Source organism: Streptococcus pseudopneumoniae (assembly GCF_038148955.1).
In the GTDB taxonomy this organism is placed as follows: Bacteria; Bacillota; Bacilli; order Lactobacillales; family Streptococcaceae; genus Streptococcus; species Streptococcus pseudopneumoniae_T.
In genome coordinates, this window is sequence record NZ_JBBJZY010000018.1 from 1 (window position 1) to 20,340 (window position 20,340).

General features: G+C 34.9%; 20 protein-coding genes and 3 tRNA genes. 7 read left to right on the forward strand and 16 right to left on the reverse strand.

The window, feature by feature from the left end; translation table 11 throughout:
- Window positions 1-2: 2 nt before the first annotated feature.
- The 15 genes from ftsH to WKI23_RS07200 all read right to left on the reverse strand — a co-directional run bounded on the left by ftsH (window position 3) and on the right by WKI23_RS07200 (window position 16,347).
- Window positions 3-1,961 carry an ATP-dependent zinc metalloprotease FtsH gene (gene ftsH, locus WKI23_RS07130; protein ID WP_368079431.1) on the reverse strand — a complete coding sequence of 653 codons (1,959 nt, stop codon included), beginning with the start codon at window positions 1,959-1,961 and terminating at the stop codon, window positions 3-5.
- Between the two features lie 15 nt (window positions 1,962-1,976).
- Window positions 1,977-2,519: a hypoxanthine phosphoribosyltransferase gene (gene hpt, locus WKI23_RS07135; RefSeq protein ID WP_000892171.1), complete on the reverse strand. Its 543-nt coding sequence runs from the start codon at window positions 2,517-2,519 to the stop codon at window positions 1,977-1,979.
- A gap of 4 nt (window positions 2,520-2,523) precedes the next feature.
- Window positions 2,524-3,801 carry a tRNA lysidine(34) synthetase TilS gene (gene tilS / locus WKI23_RS07140; RefSeq protein ID WP_368079432.1) on the reverse strand — a complete coding sequence of 426 codons (1,278 nt, stop codon included), beginning with the start codon at window positions 3,799-3,801 and terminating at the stop codon, window positions 2,524-2,526.
- The gene (locus WKI23_RS07145; RefSeq protein WP_368079433.1) at window positions 3,798-5,066 is read right to left on the reverse strand and encodes a serine hydrolase; all 1,269 of its coding nucleotides are present in this window, start codon (window positions 5,064-5,066) and stop codon (window positions 3,798-3,800) included. Before WKI23_RS07145 ends, tilS begins: the two co-directional genes overlap by 4 nt.
- Window positions 5,059-5,181 (reverse strand): SP_0009 family protein, encoded by a 123-nt coding sequence (locus WKI23_RS07150; protein WP_000429334.1) that lies wholly within the window; start codon window positions 5,179-5,181, stop codon window positions 5,059-5,061. The genes WKI23_RS07145 and WKI23_RS07150 overlap by 8 nt, the downstream gene beginning before the upstream one ends.
- Window positions 5,182-5,185: 4 nt before the next feature.
- Complete coding sequence (locus WKI23_RS07155; protein WP_000041903.1) at window positions 5,186-5,554, reverse strand: septum formation initiator family protein; 369 nt, start codon at window positions 5,552-5,554, stop codon at window positions 5,186-5,188.
- Window positions 5,547-5,813 (reverse strand): RNA-binding S4 domain-containing protein, encoded by a 267-nt coding sequence (locus WKI23_RS07160; protein WP_001234978.1) that lies wholly within the window; start codon window positions 5,811-5,813, stop codon window positions 5,547-5,549. Before WKI23_RS07160 ends, WKI23_RS07155 begins: the two co-directional genes overlap by 8 nt.
- 57 nt (window positions 5,814-5,870) lie before the next feature.
- On the reverse strand, window positions 5,871-9,380 hold the full coding sequence (gene mfd, locus WKI23_RS07165; RefSeq protein ID WP_368079434.1) for a transcription-repair coupling factor: 3,510 nt from the start codon (window positions 9,378-9,380) through the stop codon (window positions 5,871-5,873).
- The gene (gene pth / locus WKI23_RS07170) at window positions 9,381-9,950 is read right to left on the reverse strand and encodes an aminoacyl-tRNA hydrolase (RefSeq protein ID WP_368079435.1); all 570 of its coding nucleotides are present in this window, start codon (window positions 9,948-9,950) and stop codon (window positions 9,381-9,383) included.
- 71 nt (window positions 9,951-10,021) lie between these two features.
- Window positions 10,022-11,137, reverse strand: a complete 1,116-nt coding sequence (ychF, locus tag WKI23_RS07175; protein WP_368079436.1) for a redox-regulated ATPase YchF — start codon at window positions 11,135-11,137, stop codon at window positions 10,022-10,024.
- Between the two features lie 84 nt (window positions 11,138-11,221).
- Window positions 11,222-11,416, reverse strand: coding sequence for a DUF951 domain-containing protein (locus WKI23_RS07180; protein WP_000285186.1), 195 nt, complete (start codon window positions 11,414-11,416; stop codon window positions 11,222-11,224).
- Window positions 11,417-11,480: 64 nt separating this feature from the next.
- A complete protein-coding gene (gene dnaN, locus WKI23_RS07185) occupies window positions 11,481-12,617 on the reverse strand; it encodes a DNA polymerase III subunit beta (RefSeq protein WP_049521563.1) in 1,137 nt (378 codons plus the stop codon).
- Between the two features lie 158 nt (window positions 12,618-12,775).
- Window positions 12,776-14,137 (reverse strand): chromosomal replication initiator protein DnaA, encoded by a 1,362-nt coding sequence (gene dnaA / locus WKI23_RS07190; protein ID WP_050242855.1) that lies wholly within the window; start codon window positions 14,135-14,137, stop codon window positions 12,776-12,778.
- Window positions 14,138-14,349: 212 nt separating this feature from the next.
- Complete coding sequence (locus tag WKI23_RS07195; RefSeq protein WP_368079437.1) at window positions 14,350-15,108, reverse strand: ParB/RepB/Spo0J family partition protein; 759 nt, start codon at window positions 15,106-15,108, stop codon at window positions 14,350-14,352.
- 57 nt (window positions 15,109-15,165) lie between these two features.
- Window positions 15,166-16,347: a S1C family serine protease gene (locus WKI23_RS07200; RefSeq protein WP_368079438.1), complete on the reverse strand. Its 1,182-nt coding sequence runs from the start codon at window positions 16,345-16,347 to the stop codon at window positions 15,166-15,168.
- Window positions 16,348-16,529: 182 nt separating this feature from the next.
- On the opposite strand from WKI23_RS07200, the gene rlmH reads away from it, so the two are divergent.
- The 7 genes from rlmH to WKI23_RS07235 all read left to right on the forward strand — a co-directional run bounded on the left by rlmH (window position 16,530) and on the right by WKI23_RS07235 (window position 19,712).
- Window positions 16,530-17,009, forward strand: a complete 480-nt coding sequence (rlmH, locus tag WKI23_RS07205; RefSeq protein ID WP_000695935.1) for a 23S rRNA (pseudouridine(1915)-N(3))-methyltransferase RlmH — start codon at window positions 16,530-16,532, stop codon at window positions 17,007-17,009.
- Between the two features lie 43 nt (window positions 17,010-17,052).
- Window positions 17,053-17,126 (forward strand) — tRNA-Arg (locus WKI23_RS07210).
- A gap of 165 nt (window positions 17,127-17,291) precedes the next feature.
- The gene (comC, locus tag WKI23_RS07215) at window positions 17,292-17,423 is read left to right on the forward strand and encodes a competence-stimulating peptide ComC (protein ID WP_061451077.1); all 132 of its coding nucleotides are present in this window, start codon (window positions 17,292-17,294) and stop codon (window positions 17,421-17,423) included.
- 12 nt (window positions 17,424-17,435) lie between these two features.
- Window positions 17,436-18,761, forward strand: a complete 1,326-nt coding sequence (gene comD / locus WKI23_RS07220) for a competence system sensor histidine kinase ComD (protein ID WP_368079439.1) — start codon at window positions 17,436-17,438, stop codon at window positions 18,759-18,761.
- Complete coding sequence (comE, locus tag WKI23_RS07225; protein ID WP_000866069.1) at window positions 18,758-19,510, forward strand: competence system response regulator transcription factor ComE; 753 nt, start codon at window positions 18,758-18,760, stop codon at window positions 19,508-19,510. The genes comD and comE overlap by 4 nt, the downstream gene beginning before the upstream one ends.
- 51 nt (window positions 19,511-19,561) lie before the next feature.
- Window positions 19,562-19,633 (forward strand) — tRNA-Glu (locus WKI23_RS07230).
- A 5-nt stretch (window positions 19,634-19,638) separates the two neighbouring features.
- Window positions 19,639-19,712: transfer RNA gene (locus WKI23_RS07235), tRNA-Asn, on the forward strand.
- Window positions 19,713-19,752: 40 nt separating this feature from the next.
- Here the strand turns inward: WKI23_RS07235 and WKI23_RS07240 are convergent.
- The gene (locus tag WKI23_RS07240; RefSeq protein WP_368079440.1) at window positions 19,753-20,295 is read right to left on the reverse strand and encodes a TetR/AcrR family transcriptional regulator; all 543 of its coding nucleotides are present in this window, start codon (window positions 20,293-20,295) and stop codon (window positions 19,753-19,755) included.
- Between the last annotated feature and the right edge of the window lie 45 nt (window positions 20,296-20,340).

The following is a 20,340-nucleotide window of genomic DNA, read 5'->3' on the forward strand; positions in this document are numbered from 1 at the left end:
GATTATTTTTCGTCATTCATTTTTGACTTCACTTCATCATAAGATAATGCATGTGATTCCTCTTCTACTGTTTCAGGCATCTTTCCTGTTTCGTAAAGAGATTTAATTTGTGTACTATCCAATGTTTCGTATTTCAATAGTGCTTCTGCAATCAACTTGTGAGTTTCACGATTTGACTGAATAATTTCAGCAGCTTTATTTCGTGCTTCATTTAATAATGAACGAACCTCTTCGTCAATTTCATAAGCTGTTTGTTCTGAAATTGATTTTTGAGGACTCTGTGCACCAAACATAGCATGATTTCCGTCATATTGTACCGGACCAAGTTTTTCACTCATACCGTACTCTGTAACCATTGCACGCGCCATTTGTGTCGCCTGTTCAAAGTCATTTGAAGCTCCTGTAGTTTGGACATTAAAGATAATTTCTTCAGCTACACGTCCACCCATTAAGCCAGCCAATTGCTCTTTCATATCTTCTTTAGATAGAAGCATTTGGTCTTCCTTAGGAAGTGCAATCATATATCCGCCGGCACGTCCACGTGGTACGATGGTAACTTTATGAACAACACGAGCATTCGATAAGACTAGACCAACAATGGTATGTCCTGCCTCATGGTAAGCAACCAATTCACGTTCTTTTTGTGAAACTGTCTTATCTTTCTTAGAAGGACCAGCAATAACTCTATCTTCTGCTTCATCAATATCTGAGGCATCAATTATTGATTTATTGCGACGAGCAGCGACTAAAGCCGCTTCATTCAATACATTCTCTAAATCAGCACCAACAAAACCTGGAGTTTGTTGAGCCACTAATTTCAAATCAACATCTTCTGCCAAAGGCTTGTTCTTAGCGTGAACTTTCAAGATTGCTTCACGACCTTTAACATCAGGACGGCCAACCAATACTTTTCTATCAAAACGTCCTGGACGCAAAAGGGCAGGGTCAAGTACATCTGAACGGTTTGTCGCAGCGATGACAATAATCCCTTCATTTCCCTCAAAACCGTCCATCTCAATCAAAAGTTGGTTCAAGGTTTGTTCACGTTCGTCATTACCTCCGCCGAGACCGACTCCACGTTGACGTCCAACAGCATCAATTTCATCAATAAAGATAATAGCTGGTGCTGCTTTTTTTGCATCTTCAAAAAGAGAACGAACACGACTAGCTCCAACTCCGACAAACATTTCTACAAAGTCAGAACCTGAGATACTAAAGAATGGAACACCTGCTTCTCCGGCTACTGCCTTAGCAAGCAAAGTTTTACCTGTTCCCGGAGGTCCCTCCAAAAGAACACCTGCTGGAATACGGGCTCCAAGTTTTGTAAATCGTTTTGGATCTTTTAAGAATTCAACGACTTCAACTAGTTCTTGTTTTTCTTCCTCAGCTCCAGCAACATCTGAAAATCTTACTTTAATATCTTCTTTATTTGCAGCTTTAGCCTTACTACGTCCAAAACTCATTGGATTACGGCCATTTCCTCCTCCCATATTTCCCATCATAGAGAATAGGAAGAAGAATAGAATTCCAAATGGCACAATGGATACGAGTAGATTAATCCACATACCACTTGAACTTTCATGCTTAACAGTTACTTCTGCTTTATGGTCAGTAGCAAGCTTTTGCAATTCTGATACTGTAGTATCGGAAGGAAGAATAATACTTGAAAATTTCTCTACTTTTGTAGCAGAAGGAGAAAAGAACTGAATTCCTGTTTCTTCTTTACTTGTTTTAGGATTTTTATAGACACCCGAAACTTCGATAACACTGCCATTTGGTTGGTAGGTTAATTCTTTTACATTGTCATCGGTAATTTCTTTTACCAATTCAGTATAGTTGATTTGCTCACTTTTACCTGCAACACTACCTGTACTAAAATACTGGTAAGCTGTAACTAGGAAAAAAATAAGTAATAACCATAGAAAAGGATTTTTAATTAAACCATTATTTTGTTTTTTCATTAAAAATTGTTCTTTCTAATTTGAATATACTTCTTCTTTCAATACTCCAACATAAGGAAGATTACGATAATTTTCTTTGTAGTCTAAACCATAACCTACTACAAACTCATTTGGAATCGTAAAGCAGGTATAGTCAGCCTCAATTTCTACAACACGTCCCTCTGGTTTATCCAACAAGGTTGCAATCTTAACAGAAGCTGCATCTCTTGCAATAAACATATCTCGTAAATTCTTCAAAGTTTGACCTGTATCAATGATATCTTCTACAAATAGAACATGTCTTCCTTTGATATCTTGAGTCACATCTTGTTTAATATTGATAACACCACTACTTGCTGTTCCACCATGGTAGCTAGAAACCATCATGAAGTCCATTTCAATATGTGTATCAATATGTTTGACCAATTCAGCCATAAAAGGAATAGATCCTTTTAAAATCCCGACTAAGATTGGATTTTTTCCTGCATAGTCTTTAGTGAGTTGAGCACCTAATTTTTTAGCAGCTTCTGTAATTTCATCGTGTGAAACGAGGATTTTTTTAATATCGTTTTCTAACATTTTTTTACCTATCTATTTTTTCTATATAAAGTACAGTGTTCATTATATCATTTTTCGTGTTTTTACTCAAATTACTGGTCGCAATTCCCAAAATTGAGACAATTTCACCAAATTGCTCAATAATAAGAACAGATTTTCTCTTTTCCATAGGGATTTTCAAATCAATAAATAGACGTCTGAGTTTTTTTCTATGCCCATTTTGAATCAAAACATCTCCTTGTTTTCGATGACGAAGGTATATGGATGTTTCGCGTGAAACAGGTATTTGTTGAATTGATTCACCTTCTAATGGAAGTCCAAAGGAAAATAAATATCCCTGATAAGTTACCTGATTTTGATAGTGTAACACAAGTTCATCTTCCTTTTCATCAGCCTGCGGACTGATTTTACAAATCTGAAACTGTTGATACTCTTTTATCAATTCATAGCCATTTTTAAGCAGATGACGATACTGGCTTTTAGTTTTTAAAATTTGTCTAACTTCTTCAAACTGAGCTTTTGTAAGATTCAAGTCTGGAAAACGATTCAGATAAGTTTGAAGTAAAACTCTTTGTGTTGACTCAGAATAAGAAAATAACTGCTGTAAATTTTCTACATCAATATTGTTAGATAATTCAGCTATAGCCAAATCATAATCTAAAATTTCATTTCCGATACTTAAGATTGCATCTCTAAATCGAGGGTTTTCTTTTTCTAATTCTGGTAAATAAGAATTTCGAATACGGTTGCGAAAATAATGATTTTCCTGGTTTGATGTATCTTCAAAGTGAAAAATTGGTGGAAAGTCTTTTTTATGAAAATGCAAGAAGGGACGAATGATTTCTATCTCTCCGACTACTTGCTTCTCCTTAATTCCTGATAGATAGCGCAAACGAGTTCCTCGAATCAAGCGCATCAAAATCGTTTCCACCTGATCATCCGCATGGTGGGCAGTGACTAAAGCTGTCGCACCTGTCTTTTTCATGACCTCTTGAAAAAAATCATAACGAAAATTTCGTGCACGCGCTTCTGAAAATTCTCCTGAAAAATTGCTGATATAAATAGGAAGCTCTGCTTCAGTAGCCAACTTCCTTAATTCCTTTTCTTCCCAATCTGATTCAATTCTCTGCTTATGATTCACATGAGCTAAGATCAATTCAATTTCTAACTCTTTTTGATAAGTAGATAATACCTTAAATAGAAACATAGAATCTAACCCACCAGAAAGAGCTAGCACCACCTTAGCATGCTTTTTGAAATATCCCTTCTTGAGAAAATGATTTAAAAAATCTTGTTCCCTCATTTTAGAACCTCATAAACATCCTTGGATATCTGAGAAATTGTATCATAATCAGAATTCTTAGTGAAAATAGAAAGAATAAATGGAGAATCTGCATAGACAACACCCGTATCATGCTTAAATTCGTCCGCATCCCCAATTTTATGAGCTACATTCACAGAAACACTTTTGGCAATTCTCTGATTATCAAAATCTGTTTTAGTCAAAGAATCTAGCACAAATCCATTTTGGTTATAAATAGCTTCCATGACTTTCCCGGCCATCTTGGAAGAAATCAATTTTTCTTTTGGATCCCAATCATCTCCCATAATAGCAGACATCTTGGATTTGAACGTGGCATCAGATTGGTTTGAAATGTAATATCCCAATATATTATGAGCTACATTATCAGATTCTTTAGATACTTTTGTGATTAAGTCCTTGAAAGAATACTCTTTATTATCCTCTTTTTTAGGAAGACTACCACTTCCCTCTGGTTTATAAGAACCTGGAAAATCATTGACTTCAGATACGTATTTTACAGTCGTATCTAACTGATAAAGACCCTCATTTATTTTTTCTTGCGCATAATAGAGATAAGGGAGTTTCAAAACACTAGCTGCATACATCTTTTCATTTTGATTGATACCAGCTTCTTTTCCAGTAGTCAGTTGCTTAACATAAATAGAGAATGAATCTTTCTGATATTTTTCAGATAACATTTCTTGGACTTTACCCATCCGATTATCTTCTTCAGAAGTTGATTCCTTATCTACCCATCCAACCTGATCAATATGTAGAAATTCTTTTCCTTCTACAAACATGAGCTTATCGATTGATACCTGCGAATAAGCTGATAAAGACGATTTCACTTCTTTTAAATCATAAGGACTATTGTACAGTTTAAAATCAGATTCTAACCATACTTTTTTTATTGTAGGAGTTACCTCTGACTGATCGTATAAAAATCGTTTGTCCGCAGCTATAAATTGATGATTTGATAGCTTAAATACCGGAATTCCTTGTTTATTTAAGCGCCACTCGGTTATTTGAAAACTTGTTTTAGGAGTCAATTTCCCAGATTCCACTACTAAATCTTCATTCGCATAGACAGGAACTTCTCCATAAACCATAGGAGAACTTAGCTTTTCTCTAAAATAAATACCAAAGTCAGATTGTGAAAGGTAATAAATTTCTTTTGAAGTATAGACGACTTCTTTTTCTGTGCTAACTACTTTTGAGATGGTCAAAAAACTCGGTAGCAACAAAATAATTAAGAATTTACGCATTCTTCCTTTCCTTTTCTTCTTGTAAACGCAATAATTGATTTTTATCAGCCAACTCTTCCAGCTTTTCATCCGATAGACTCAAAAATTGCTCAATTACGTCTAATAAATTTTCCATTTTATCACCTTTGAAGCAAGTCAGGAATCGTATAAACTATTTCCCTCGACTTAGAATAATAGTACTTCGCTCGTGTATATTTGGCAGCATAATCCTCATCTTTCAACTTGGTAGCAAATGCTGTCTCCTTATCCTTTTCATCACTCAAGGTTTGATACTGAGTTTGCAAGTCTGCTAATTGCTGACGTCTTTGGAGTAATTGTTGATAGCTCTGCGCTAAATTAAAAGTTGGCAAGATAAATAATAGCATAATCAAAATCAATACCCACCCCATAAAACGATTCCGTTTTTGTCGTTCTTTCATCAGGTAGCGACGGCGTTGATGTTCATTTTGAATAAAAGAATTATTCAATTGTACAATATTTTTAGACATTTTCTTCTACCCGTGTTTCACTGATAATTTCATACATGCCTGCTGCATCTTCTTTTTTTGTACTATCTTTCATCTCTAGTACTTTTACAAGTAGCAACTTGTTTCCAAAACGAATTTCAACTTGGTCATTAACTTTCAAATCCGTTGAACTTTTGGCCAAGATTCCATTCACCTTGATTCTGCCTTTATCTGCTACTTCTTTTGCGACTGTACGACGCTTGATAATTCGCGATACTTTTAAATATTTGTCTAATCTCATCCTTATTACCTCAACTTATTATTGTACCATTTTTATCTATTTTATAGAAGAAAAATATCAAATGGAATTTTCTTTCTTAGACTCTTTTATCTCTAATAAACTTTCTCCAAAAATCAGCAGACCTTCTAAAATTTCATAATCTTTCTTATTTTGGACATCAAATATAAGCTCCATTGATCCCTTATTCTCAGCGATGCCTGCTTTTAAGTTCGTTGCGGATAAAGCTTTAAAATAATCTTGAGCTAAAAACAGTCGTTGAGTGACTTTTTCAAATTGAATTGTAACTTTATTATCTTTTCTTTCCACACGTTGAACAAAGACCTTGTCCAAGTATGATTTGACCAAACCAATCTCTAAAAGATAAGTAACTACATCTGGGTATTCTCCAAAACGGTCTATCAACTCCTCTTGTAACTCTTCATAATTGACACGGCTGTCAATTTGACGAATTTTCTTGTAAATTTCAATCTTATGTCGTTGATCAGAAATATAAGTATCAGGAAGATAGGCATCAATTTGCAAAATCAACTCAGCATTCCCTTTGGTTCTTGTGTTAGAGTTAGCATTACCGTTTCGTTTAGCAATAGCTTCCTCTAATAACTGCGAATACAACTCAAAACCAACAGAATCAATAAAACCAGACTGGGATTTTCCTAGGAGATTCCCTGCTCCACGAATCGAAAGATCTCGCATCGCAATCTTAAATCCGGATCCCAATTCTGTAAATCCTTTAATCGCTTCTAATCTCTTCTCGGAGACTTCACTGATTGATTTTTCTGGACGATACATGAGATAGGCATAAGCAATACGATTACTACGACCGACTCTTCCTCTTAACTGATACAAGGTTGACAAGCCCATATGATCCGCATTCTCAATAAATAAAGTATTGGCATTTGGAATGTCCACCCCTGTCTCAATAATGGTAGTCGTCACCAAGATATCGTATTGTCCCTCAATAAAGTCTAGTAGAGTATTTTCCAACTGTATTTCACTCATTCGACCATGAACATATCCAATCGAAGCCTCCGGAATCAACTCCTGTAATTCTGAAACCTTCTGATCAATTGTGTCAACTTTATTGTAAAGATAGTAAACTTGACCTCCGCGCTCCATTTCACGCAAGACAGCATCACGAATGACACTATCATTTTTTTCCAAAACATAGGTCTGAACAGGATAGCGATTCGTTGGAGGAGTTTCAATAACAGATAAATCTCTGATTCCCAGCATAGACATGTGAAGGGTACGAGGAATTGGCGTTGCTGTCAAGGTCAGGACATCTACTTGTTTTTTCAGTTCTTTCAAGGTTTCCTTATGCTTGACACCAAATCGCTGTTCCTCATCAATAATCATCAAGCCCAAATCAGCAAACACAACATCTTTTGACAAAACACGATGGGTTCCAATCAAAATATCAACTTGACCCTTTTTCAATTTTTCAAGTGTTTCAGTCTGCTCTTTTTTACTTCTAAAGCGACTCAACACATCAATATTAACTGCAAAATTTTGGAATCGTTCCTTAAAATTCGTATAGTGCTGTTGCGCTAAAACCGTCGTCGGAACTAGAACGACAACCTGTTTGTGATCATTGACTGCCTTAAAGGCTGCACGCATAGCAACTTCAGTCTTTCCAAAACCAACATCCCCAACTAAAAGTCGATCCATTGGCTGAGAATCCTGCATATCCCTCTTGATTTCCTCAATACTACGAAGTTGATCATCCGTTTCAACATAAGGGAAAGCATCATCAAAGGTCTGTTGATCCTCATCATCAACTGAGAAAGCAAAACCCTTCAACTGACTCCGTTCAGAGTAGAGTTTGATTAAATCATCAGCTATATCCTCTACCTGATTCTTAACTTTTTGCTTGGCCTTTTTAAAATGACCGTCATTTAATTTATTGAGTTTAGGAGCTTTCCCATCACTTGAAATATATTTGGACAGTAGATGAATCTGTTCTACTGGGATGGAGATTTGATCCCCGTTTTGATACTGGACACTGACATAATCACGGTGAATCCCCTTGATTTCAATTGTTTCAATCCCTAGATATTGACCAATTCCATGGATATGGTGAACAACGTAATCTCCTTTTTCAAGTTCATTGTAATCTTTTAATCTCTCTGCGTTTGAAACATGTTGTCTTCGAAAACGACGTTTTAATTTCTTTTGAAAAATCTCATGTTCAGTAATCACCAGAATTTTTTCATCTACAAAATGAAAACCATGTCTGAGGTTACCCTCAATTAAGTTTACAGATTCTTGACAGATTCTTGACTTATCTCTGGAATCCAATTTAATCTGATATTCCTCTAACATATCCTCCAATGCCTTACTTCCCATTGAATTGCTAGATTGCAGGATAATAGTATAATTCATTTTTTTGTATCGTTCAATTTCTTCTTTTAGAAAAGAAAACTGATTGAAAAATTCCTGCATAGGATATTGATTGAATTGATAAATTTTGTCAAATTTGAGATTTCCTAAACCTTTTTGAAGATTAGAGAAAAAGGTAACCGGACTCTGTTTTTTATAGATTTGCTCTGTATCTGCAAAATACTGCATCTCAGAAAATGCTTTACTATTCTGTAATTCTTCTGTAAAGTACTGCGCTAATTCTCTTTCAAAGACTTCATACTGATTCATCAATTTTTGATAATCATCAAAGAATATTGGAGTATCTTTTTCAATATAATCAAAAACAGTCCATATCTTATCATAGCACAAAGATAAAAACTTCCGAGAATCTGCATGGCTTTGTTTTTGGTGAAAACTTGAAAGAATTTCTTCTAGGTAGGATTTCAAAATAGGTGATAAAGTCTTTGAAATTTGTTTTTCTAAAGCTGACTGACCTCTTTGATAATCCTTTTCTCTCAAAAGCATATCACTAGCTGGAAAGATGGTGAGTTCTGTCTGATTTTCTTTCGATAATTGTGTTTCGACTTCAAATGACCTGATACCATCTACTTCATCACCAAAAAACTCAATTCGGCAAGGTTCTAACTGGGATATTTCAAAAATATCTAAAATATCTCCTCGCAGACTAAATTCGCCTTGAGTTTGTACTTGTGTAACTTTTCGATAGCCTATCTCTTTTAACTGATGGATAAGTGCGTGTTGGTCATATTCTTCACCAACTGTTATTTTTACAATACTATCTTTGAATACATTGGGAGACGGTAAAATCAATCGACTTGCTGCGATATTACAAACTAAAATCCCTTTCTTAGATGAATCAGTCAAAAAACGCAAGGCTTCAACCCGTGAAATGATTTTTTCTTGTGAAGACATCAAAAACTCGACCATAGGGGAGTCATCTACCAAAAACGGATAAACAAGTTCCTCATCCAAGATAGAAATAAGATCACTAATAAGCCCTTCTGCGTCTCCATAAGTGGACGTCAATAACACAATCTTCTCTTCTTTTTCTAAACTGCTTGCAATTGCAAGAGCCTTAGTAGACGTTGATAAACCAAGTATTAGTTGTCTTTTCTTATCTGTCAGATTTTGATGCCATTTTTTAATCTGATCATTTTCTGAGAATAAATCTAATAAGGTCACCATTTATCCGTTATACCTCTGCATCGTTTTTTCAAAGTTTTTCTCTTGTAAATAGTAGTTTACAGAATCGTCAACTTTGTCAATAGACTGTAAAATACCAATATAATCATCCTTGTCAAAGGTACTCAAAACATGGTTAACAACTGACATGCCATTTTTAGGTCTTCCGATTCCAATCTTAACACGATTAAAGGCCTGGGTTCCAATATGTTGAATAATAGACTTGATACCATTATGACCGCCTGCTGAGCCTTTTGCTCTTAAACGAATCTTTCCAACTTCCATGTCAAGATCATCGTAAATGATGAGTAAATCTTCAATATCCAAACCATAGTAAGTCAATAAAGCATGAACCGCTTTTCCACTTTCATTCATAAATGTCGTTGGTTTGACAAGATAAATTTTTTCTCCATTTAGGAAAAAGGATGCTAGATCAGCTTGAAATATCTTATCATGTGTAAAAGTGACATTCTGTTTCTTTGCTAGTTGATCAATCAACATAAAACCAACATTGTGTTTTGTTTCAAAATATTTATCCCCTGGATTTCCCAAGCCTACAAGTAATTTGGTCATTTATTTTTCCTTTCAAAAGCCAAAAGGGTTGGAATTTTTTTCCAACCTAATTGACACCGTTTATTAATTTTTTAGACATTGAAGCGGAATTCCATGATATCGCCATCTTGAACGATATATTCTTTTCCTTCTTCACGCAAGCGTCCAGCTTCTTTTACGGCCTTTTCAGATCCGTATTTCACTAGATCCTCATATGACATGGTTACTGCACGAATAAAGCCTTTTTCAAAGTCTGAGTGGATAATACCAGCTGCTTGAGGAGCCTTCATACCACGTTTGAATGTCCAAGCTCGAACTTCTTTTTCACCAGCTGTGAAGTAAGTTCCCAGTCCAAGCAAGTGGTAAGCTGCACGCGTCAACTTATCTACACCTGATTCTGTCAAACCAATGGCTTCAAGAAACTCTTTTTTATCTTCATCGTCCAATTCAGAAATTTCTTCCTCAGCACGCGCAGAAATAACGACTACTTCAGCATTTTCTGTCGTTGCAAATTCACGAATTTGTTTGACATAGTCGATAGAGTCAGGTTCTGAAACCACATCCTCGTCCACATTAGCTACATAAAGAACTGGTTTAGTCGTCAAAAGGAAAAGACCTTTTACAACCTTTTGTTCCTCATCTGTAAATTCAATGGTACGAGCTGATTTCCCATCTTCAAGTACTGGTTTAATCTTTTGAAGAACATTAAATTCTGCCACTGATTCTTTATCCTTTTGCGTGCGTGCCATCTTTTCTACACGCGCATAGCGTTTATTAACCGATTCTAAGTCTGCAAGAATCAATTCTAGGTTAATGGTGTCAATATCGGCAAGTGGATCCACAAAGGCGTCTTCACGTCCTTGCTCGCGCATCACATTTTCATCATCAAAAGCACGAACTACATGAACAATCGCATCTACTTCACGGATATTAGCCAAGAATTTATTCCCTAGCCCTTCTCCTTTTGAAGCTCCTTTTACAATCCCTGCAATATCTGTAAATTCAAATGTTGTTGGAATTGTCTTTTTAGGTGTGATCATTTCCGTTAGTTTTTGTAGTCGTTCATCTGGAACTTCCACCATTCCAACGTTTGGATCAATAGTCGCAAATGGGTAGTTTGCTGCCTCTGCTCCTGCTTTTGTAATTGCATTAAATAGTGTTGATTTACCAACGTTTGGCAAACCAACGATACCTGCTGTTAAAGCCATATTTTCTCATTCTCCGTTTTCATTTCAATCCCTAATATTATAACACAAAAAGGAAAAACTTGCTAACTCTCTAACTAAGGGTTCTCAGTCAATAATTTTATTCATTTTTCGATCAAAATCATAGCGCCCCATCATGACAACATGGTCACAATTACTGCATTTTATTTTGATATCTGCTCCTACACGTGTAATTTCCCAACGGTTAGCTTTTTTTCCTGTTGACTTGATGGTGCAAGCATGTGGTTTTTTCATTTCAACAAAATTTCCAACTTGATACATACTATTCTCCTTTTCTTTTTCGATTATATCATAAAAGAGGCGAGCCAGGCTCAACCTCTTTCACTTAATTTGTACGAACTGGGGTGATAAGTTGCATGAAGTCTTCGTCAGTATCTGCTGGCACAAGAGTAAATGGACGAACAGCTGAGATAAAGCTAATGGTCACCTTTTCGCTATTTAAAGCCTTGAGGGAATCAATCAAATAAGTTGGATTGAAACTAATGGTCAAATCTTCACCAGTAACCTGATCAGTATCAATTTCTTCGTTTACTTTACCAACTTCTGGAGAGTGAACATGGGCGCTAACAATCCCATCTTTAATTTCAAGTTTCACAGTACCATTTTGAGTCGCACTTGATAAAAGGCGAGCACGCTCCATTGACTGACGTAAGTTTACCACATCAAAAGTAATTGTAGTGTTAAAGTCTGTTGGAATCAAACGATCTGTATCAGGATAGTTACCTTCTAACAAACGAGTATAGAAGCTAATATTTTCGCTTCTAAAGAGGATTTGGTTATTGGCAAAGAAAATCTCTACAGTTTCGATATCATCTGTAAATACCGCTGAAAATTCGCGTAGAGAACGGCTAGGAATGACAACATCAAAATCATCACTATTTTTCTCAAGCGTTAATTTTTTCTGGCTTAGACGATGAGAGTCTGTTGCCACTGTTTTGAGCTCCTTGTGTTGACTCAATACAAAATGAACACCTGTCAAAATTGGACGACTCTCTTGTGTACTTGCAGCAAAAGCTGTTTCATTGATAATTTTCTTGAGTAATTTAGTTTCAAGAACTAAAGGAGTGCTTGCTGAAATTTCTTGGATTCGTGGGTACTGTTCGCTATCTTTTCCTTTTAGGGTAATTTCTGATTTGCCACTGGTTAAAACAATTTGATTTTGTTCAATTTCTTTAAAATCAAGAGTCACATCAGGTAGACTAGATACAACATTGATAAAGAAAGAAGCTTCAAGAAGGATCGAACCTAAAGAAGTAATTAACAAACCAGCATCTTCATTTTTTTGAGAAATAAAATTTTCAATTGAAATTTGACCATTTGAACCAATTAAAGTAACACCCTCGTTTGTCACGTCAATTTTTACTGTTGATAAAATAGGAATGGCATTTTTAGAACTAATAGCTCTCTTAGTAATATTTAATGCTTGTAGAAATAAATTTTTATTAATTGAAAAATGAATCATGGATTCTCCTTTATTTATTTTTAATATTAGAAGGATAATAGTAATAATAGAGTCTGTGAAATCTGTGGAAAACAGACTAAAAGTAAGTCATATCAAGTTTTTTAGCTTGTTTAAAAAATGTGGATAAAAAAGATAAAAAAGCGAAAGTTATCCACAAGTTATTTGATTTTCTTTTTGATTGATTCAATTTCTAAACGTAAATTATCGTCTTCATCAATCAAAGATTTAATTTTTGCATGGGCATGAATGACTGTTGTATGATCTTTTCCTCCAAATTCCTTCCCAATTTTTGGAAGACTATTATCTGTCAGTTCTCTAGATAAATACATGGCTACTTGACGGGCTAAAACAATATTTTGAAGGCGTCTGCTTCCTTTCATTTCTTTGATACTAACACCATAAAAGTTACCAACTTCATTTTGGATTTTGTCAATTGGGATGACGAGCATTTGGCTAACATCTTGTTTGCGAGCTCTAATAGCTTCTGCAGCAATATCAATAGTGATATCCTTGATGTTTTTTACTCTGGCAATTAAAGTGATGTCATTGATAGCTCCCTCAAGATCTCGAACATTTGAGTCAAATTGCCCAGCTAGGTATTCTAGAGTATCACTTTGAAAATTGTAGCCTAAATGTTCCGTTTTACTTTGTAAAATGGCAATACGTGTTTCAAAGTCAGGGGGGGTGATAGTTTGTGTCAATCCCCAACTAAAGCGCGTGACAAGCCTCTCCTCGAGCCCTTCTAGATGTTTTGGACTACGATCACTGGTTAGGACAATCTGTTTTTGCTTGTCATGAAGGGCGTTAAAGGTATTGAAAAATTCTTCCTGAGTTGCGACTTTTTTTCCGCTGAGTGACTGGATATCATCGATTAACAAAAGATCAAGACTACGATAGGTCTTTTTAAACTTTTCCATTTCCCCAAGTCTTAGGTGATCAAGAAAGTCATTGATAAAGCTTTCGGCAGGAATATATTTAACACGCGCATTTGGAATATTTTTTAGAATTTCATTTCCAATAGCGTTTAACAGGTGAGTCTTACCAAGCCCAGGTCCTCCATAGATAAAAAGAGGATTATAGGTCAAGGCCAAATCTTCAGAGACAGCCAAAGCGGCTGATACTGCCCAAACATTTCCATCCCCTTGAATAAAATTATCAAAGGTATACTTTTCTTTTAATCCCGTATCCGAATAAGGAATAGATGCTAACTTTGGACTATAGTCATAAAGAGTTGAATTTGTAGCTTCTTCAACTTGTGAGATAGCCGTATCTTGAGGTTTAGTGAAAATATAGTGAGGAGTAATCTCAGCATCATAAATTTCAAATCCAGCAACTACAATAATATCTTTTAGTTGTTTTTCCCAGACCATTTCCATTTCAGATCGTGGTAAAAATATAGTGGCAACATTTTCCTCTACCTTGATGAGTTCAGCTTGAATAGCATAGAAATCATACATGGATCGAGTCAGTCTTTCTTGCGCAAATTCTAAGATACGATTCCAAAATTGTTTTTCTTTCAATCCGTTCTCCTCCTTTACTATTTAAAAGTTTAATGCTAGACTTATTTTACCATAGATAGTAAGAATTTTCCACAAGCTGTGAAAAATAATCCACAATGTTATCAAGTTTTATCCACAGGTTGGGGATAAAGTCAGAAACTATTGATTTATTAAGCTTTTTATCGAAAAAAATAGTGGATAACCTTGTGAGATAAAAAAATAAAAGAACAGCCTTATTTCAGGCTGTTGATAATTCTACTATATTCTTCTTGATTTGAGAAAGCAATAATGATTTTTCCACTATCTTTTTTAGACAGTTTGATTTCTACATCTAATCCGAGTAGTTTTTTTAACTGTTCTTCTTCATTTTGTATGAAATGATCATTTTTTTGCTGTTTCTTTTGTTTTTTCTCTGTCAGCAGAGCTTCTAACTTCCTTACAGAAATATCTTCTTCTATAATCCGTTGTAAGAAATAGTCTTGTTGTTCCTTATTCAACCCAACTAGAGAACGCGCATGAGCTTGTGATAGTTTGCCATTTTCTACTTCTGAGAGAATCTGTTCTGGCAAGGAAAGCAAACGAATGGAGTTGCTGATATAAGGACGAGACTTGCCCATTTTATCTGCAATTTCAGCATGGGTGAATCCTTTCTCTACGAGAGATTCATAAGCGCGTGCTTCTTCTATTGGATTTAAATTTTCCCTCTGTAAATTTTCAATGATGGATTGGACCATCATCTCTTGATCTGAAAGCTGTTTAACAACAGCTGGGATAGACGTTAGACCAGCTAAAAGTGAAGCCCGATAGCGTCTCTCTCCTGCAAGGATTTCATAACCAATCACAGGAGATTGACGAACAATAATCGGTTGAATGACCCCATTTTCTTTAATAGACTGTGCTAGTTCATGTAGTTTTTCTCTATCAAATTCTTTTCGGGGTTGATAGGGATTTTTTTGTATATCTGTGATAGAAATCATTTCAAATTTTTCCATGATTCTACACTAACACATCTTTTCTCTTATGTAAAGTTTTCTTTACATAGATGTCAATTAAGATTCTAAATCACCTGAACTCTTGTCAAGTTTAATAGATGTAGTTTCTTCTTTACCGTTACGATAGTAAGTTATCTTAATGGTGTCTCCGATAGAATGATTGTAAAGAGCACTTTGTAAGTCTGTTGATGAAGCAATCTCTTTGTCATCTACTTTTGTAATCACATCGTATTTTTCGAGGTGACCATTGGCAGGCATATTACTTTGTACAGAACGAACAACTACACCAGATGTAACATTACTTGGAATATTCAGTCTTCTGATGTCGCTTGTACTTATATTAGATAAATTAACCATCTGGATTCCCAAAGCTGGGCGTGTTACTTTTCCGTTCTTTTCTAACTGTTCAATAATATTGATAGCATCATTTGCAGGAATTGCGAAACCAAGTCCTTCTACAGATGTTCCTCCATTTGTGGCAATTTTACTTGAGGTAATTCCGATAACCTGTCCTTGAATATTGATCAGTGGGCCACCAGAGTTACCTGGGTTAATAGCAGTATCAGTTTGGATGGCTTTTGTAGAAATGGCTTGTCCATCTTCAGATTTTAAGGATACATTTCGATTGAGACTAGATACGATACCTTGAGTGACAGTATTTGCATATTCAGAACCTAACGGGCTACCAATGGCAATAGCAGTTTCTCCTACGGTTAACTTGCTAGAATCACCAAACTCAGCTACTGTTGTAACTTTTTCTGAAGAGATTTTGACGACAGCAATATCAGAGAAAGTGTCAGCTCCGACGATTTCTCCAGGTACTTTAGTTCCATCTGACAATCGAATATCTACTTTGCTAGCGCCATTTATAACGTGATTGTTGGTGACGATGTAAGCTTCTTTATCATTCTTTTTATAAATAACTCCAGATCCTTCACTAGAGATTTGCTGAGAATCTGTATCAGTCTCATCATTGCCAAATACGCTATTTTGTCTATTTGCTGAATAAGTAATAACGGATACAACGGCATCTTTTACTTTATTAACAGCCTGTGTTGTTGAATTTTCGTTCTTATAGGCAGTCTGTGTAATAGTACTATTGTTGTTAGAGGTACTTACACCACTTTTTTGAGTTAGTTGAGCTATTGAAAAACTACCCAAGGCTCCACTAAAAAAGCCAATGACGATAACGACTAATAATTGAAACCCTTTTTTGTAAAATGTTTTTAAATGTTTCATATTTGCCTCCATATTTTTGAATTACTGAAAGTATAAACTGACTAGCTTAATTATAACTTAAACATAAAAGTTTTACACAAACTGTGGATAACTCTTTAAAAACTGTGATTTTCTCAATTGAAATCTATTTTTTATTTTGTGAATAAGATGTGAAAAAATAGAGAATATGTTAGAATAGAGTCATGAAAATTAAAGTTGTAACAGTTGGGAAACTGAAAGAAAAGTATTTAAAAGATGGTATTGCAGAGTATTCAAAACGAATTTCTCGATTTGCTAAACTTGAAATGATTGAGCTAGCAGATGAAAAAACACCAGATAAGGCCAGTGAGTCAGAAAATCAAAAGATTTTAGAAATAGAAGGTCAGAGAATTTTATCAAAAGTTGGTGACCGTGATTTTGTTATTGTGTTAGCCATTGAGGGGAAAACACTTTCTTCAGAAGAATTTAGTAAGCAGTTAGAAGAAGCTTCTATAAAAGGATTTTCTACTCTTACCTTTATTATTGGAGGGAGTCTGGGATTAGCACAGGATGTAAAAAAGAGAGCCAATCTTTCTGTCAGTTTTGGTCGTTTAACCTTGCCCCATCAGTTAATGAGACTAGTTCTTGTTGAACAAATCTATCGCGCTTTTACGATTCAGCAGGGATCACCCTATCATAAATAGAAAATTGACTTTTAATTGATTTTTTGGTAGAATAATTGTGTTAGGTCTCATAGCTCAGCTGGATAGAGCATTCGCCTTCTAAGCGAACGGTCGCAGGTTCGAATCCTGCTGGGATCAATATAGTAGCAAAGCTGGGAATTTTCCCGGCTTTTTTCTTAAAAAAGTACACTTGGGGAGAAAAAAATGACAGTTGAGAGAATTTTATCTAAAATGAAATTCCATTTTGTATAATGGTTTTTGTAAGTTAGCTTACAAGAAAAAAACATTTTAGGAGATTTTATTATGAAAAATACAGTTAAATTGGAACAGTTTGTAGCCTTGAAGGAAAAAGACTTGCAAAATATTCAAGGTGGGGAGATGAGGAAAATGAATGAAAAGTCCTTTAATATCTTTAATTTCTTTAGAAGAAGATAAAGGAGTAGCAGAATGGATTTTTTCTTATTAGTAGATTTGATATTATATTTTTTAATTATTAGTCATAGTTACCGTTTAATTTGTAAAGGTCAAATAAATAGAAAAGAATTATTCGTTTTTGTTGCTTATATATTACTAACAGAAATAGTATTTGATTTTCCCTTCTATCTTCTAAATTTAGATGGTTTAGGGATTGCAACATTTTTATTTCCCTTGGGCCTATATTCCTATTTTCGATGGATTAAACAGTATGAGAGGGATAGAGGACTATTCCTAAGTTTACTACTATCTCTTTTATTTGAGAGCACTCATAACTTTCTATCCGTAACTTTCTCCTCTATAACAGGAGACAATTTTGTTTTACAATATTATTACCCATTCTTTTTCGTTGTAACGGTGTTGACCTATTTTGTTGTCTTAAAAATCATTCATTATTTCCACTTAGAACTAAACTATTTTGATAAGGACTACCTTTATCCCTTCTTGAAAAAAGTATTTTTTGCTTTACTATTGTTACATCTTTTATCTTTCGTTTCAGATATAGTAAGTACGATTAAACATTTGAATAGTTTTGGAAGTATTTTGTCATCTATTGTCTTTATTTCTCTCCTTTTGACCTTCTTTGCAATGAATTCGCATAAAGAACAAATGGAAAAAGAGATTGCGTTGAAGCAGAAGAAATTTGAACAGAAACATTTACAAAACTACACAGATGAAATTGTTGGACTGTATAATGAAATCCGTGGTTTTCGACATGATTATGCTGGAATGCTTGTCAGTATGCAGATGGCAATTGACAGTGGTAATTTACAGGAAATTGACAGAGTTTACAATGAAGTTTTGGTCAAAGCCAATCATAAACTGCGTTCAGATAAGTACACTTACTTTGATTTGAACAACATAGAAGATTCAGCTTTACGAAGTTTGGTTGCTCAGTCCATTGTCTATGCTCGAAATAATGGTGTAGAGTTTACACTGGAAGTAAAAGATACGATTACCAAGCTCCCAATTGAACTATTGGATTTGGTTCGTATCATGAGCGTTTTATTGAACAATGCTGTCGAAGGATCAGCTGATAGCTATAAAAAGCAGATGGAAGTAGCAGTTATTAAGATGGAAACTGAAACAGTTATTGTGATTCAGAATTCATGTAAAATGACGATGACTCCTTCAGGAGATCTATTTGCTTTAGGATTCTCTACTAAGGGAAGAAATCGCGGAGTAGGATTAAATAATGTGAAAGAACTACTAGATAAGTACAACAACATCATTTTAGAAACAGAGATGGAAGGCAGTACATTTAGACAGATCATTAGATTTAAGAGGGAATTTGAATGAAAGTTTTAATTTTAGAAGATGTTATTGAACATCAAGTGAGACTAGAAAGAATATTGGATGAAATTTCGAAAGAATCGAATATTCCAATATCATACAAGACAACAGGAAAAGTCCGTGAATTTGAAGAATACATTGAAAATGATGAAGTAAATCAGCTTTATTTCCTAGATATCGATATTCATGGAATTGAGAAAAAGGGATTTGAGGTTGCTCAGCTCATTCGTCATTACAATCCTTACGCTATTATCGTCTTTATCACCAGTCGATCAGAGTTTGCGACTCTGACCTATAAATACCAGGTATCAGCCCTAGATTTTGTTGATAAGGATATCAACGATGAGATGTTTAAGAAGCGAATTGAGCAAAATATCTTCTACACGAAGAGTATGTTACTTGAAAATGAAGATGTTGTAGATTATTTCGACTATAATTACAAGGGAAATGATTTAAAAATTCCTTACCATGATATTTTGTATATTGAAACAACAGGAGTCTCTCATAAATTGCGCATTATTGGTAAGAATTTTGCAAAAGAGTTCTATGGAACAATGACAGATATTCAGGAAAAGGACAAACATACCCAGCGATTTTATTCTCCTCATAAATCATTTTTGGTAAATATAGGCAATATTAGAGAAATTGATCGAAAGAATCTAGAAGTTGTTTTCTATGAAGATCATCGCTGTCCTATTTCAAGGTTAAAAATTAGAAAATTGAAAGATATTTTAGAGAAAAAATCTCAAAAGTGATTGACAATTAGTAAGAAATTGATATAATGGTTATATCTGCTACAGATAGAAGGTCCGTTGGTCAAGGGGTTAAGACACCGCCTTTTCACGGCGGTAACACGGGTTCGAATCCCGTACGGACTATTTTATCCGCCATAGCTCAGTTGGTAGTAGCGCATGACTGTTAATCATGATGTCGTAGGTTCGAGTCCTACTGGCGGAGTATAGATAAAAGGGAACACAGTGTTGTTCCCTTTTTTGTATCAATTTGTATCACCAAGCATTTTCATAAGGAAGTCTGTTATTTCTTGAGGACTTTCTTTTTTTCCATGTGCAATCCAAGATTGGCAGACACCAAAAAGTGCATGAGTTAGATAGATGCTACTATATTCTAATTCAGTGGTATTGAGATTCAGTTGCATAAATCGCTTTTGTAAATCTGTACTGAGCATGATATGAAGTTTATTTCGTAAGAAATTTTGGATTTCTTTGGTCCCATTTTCAGAAAGAAGGGCAGCTAGAAGTGGTTCTGATTCTAGATATTCAAATACTTCTAAAATAGCATCTCTTTTGTGATGAGCATGTTTTTGAAAAATATATTCAAATGTATGAAATAGCTTGCTTTGATAGTGCTCGATCATATCATACTTATCCTTATAGTGCGTATAGAAGCTGGAACGACTAATTCCGGCCTTTTCTGCTAACTTGACAGTAGAAATTTGATCAAATGGTTGTTCCATCAGTAGTTGTACCATAGCATTTTCAATAGTTCGCTTTGTTTTTAAGCGTTTGTTACTTTCTTGCATATTTCCTCCTTGTAAACAAATTAGACTATCTGTCTAAAAATGGAT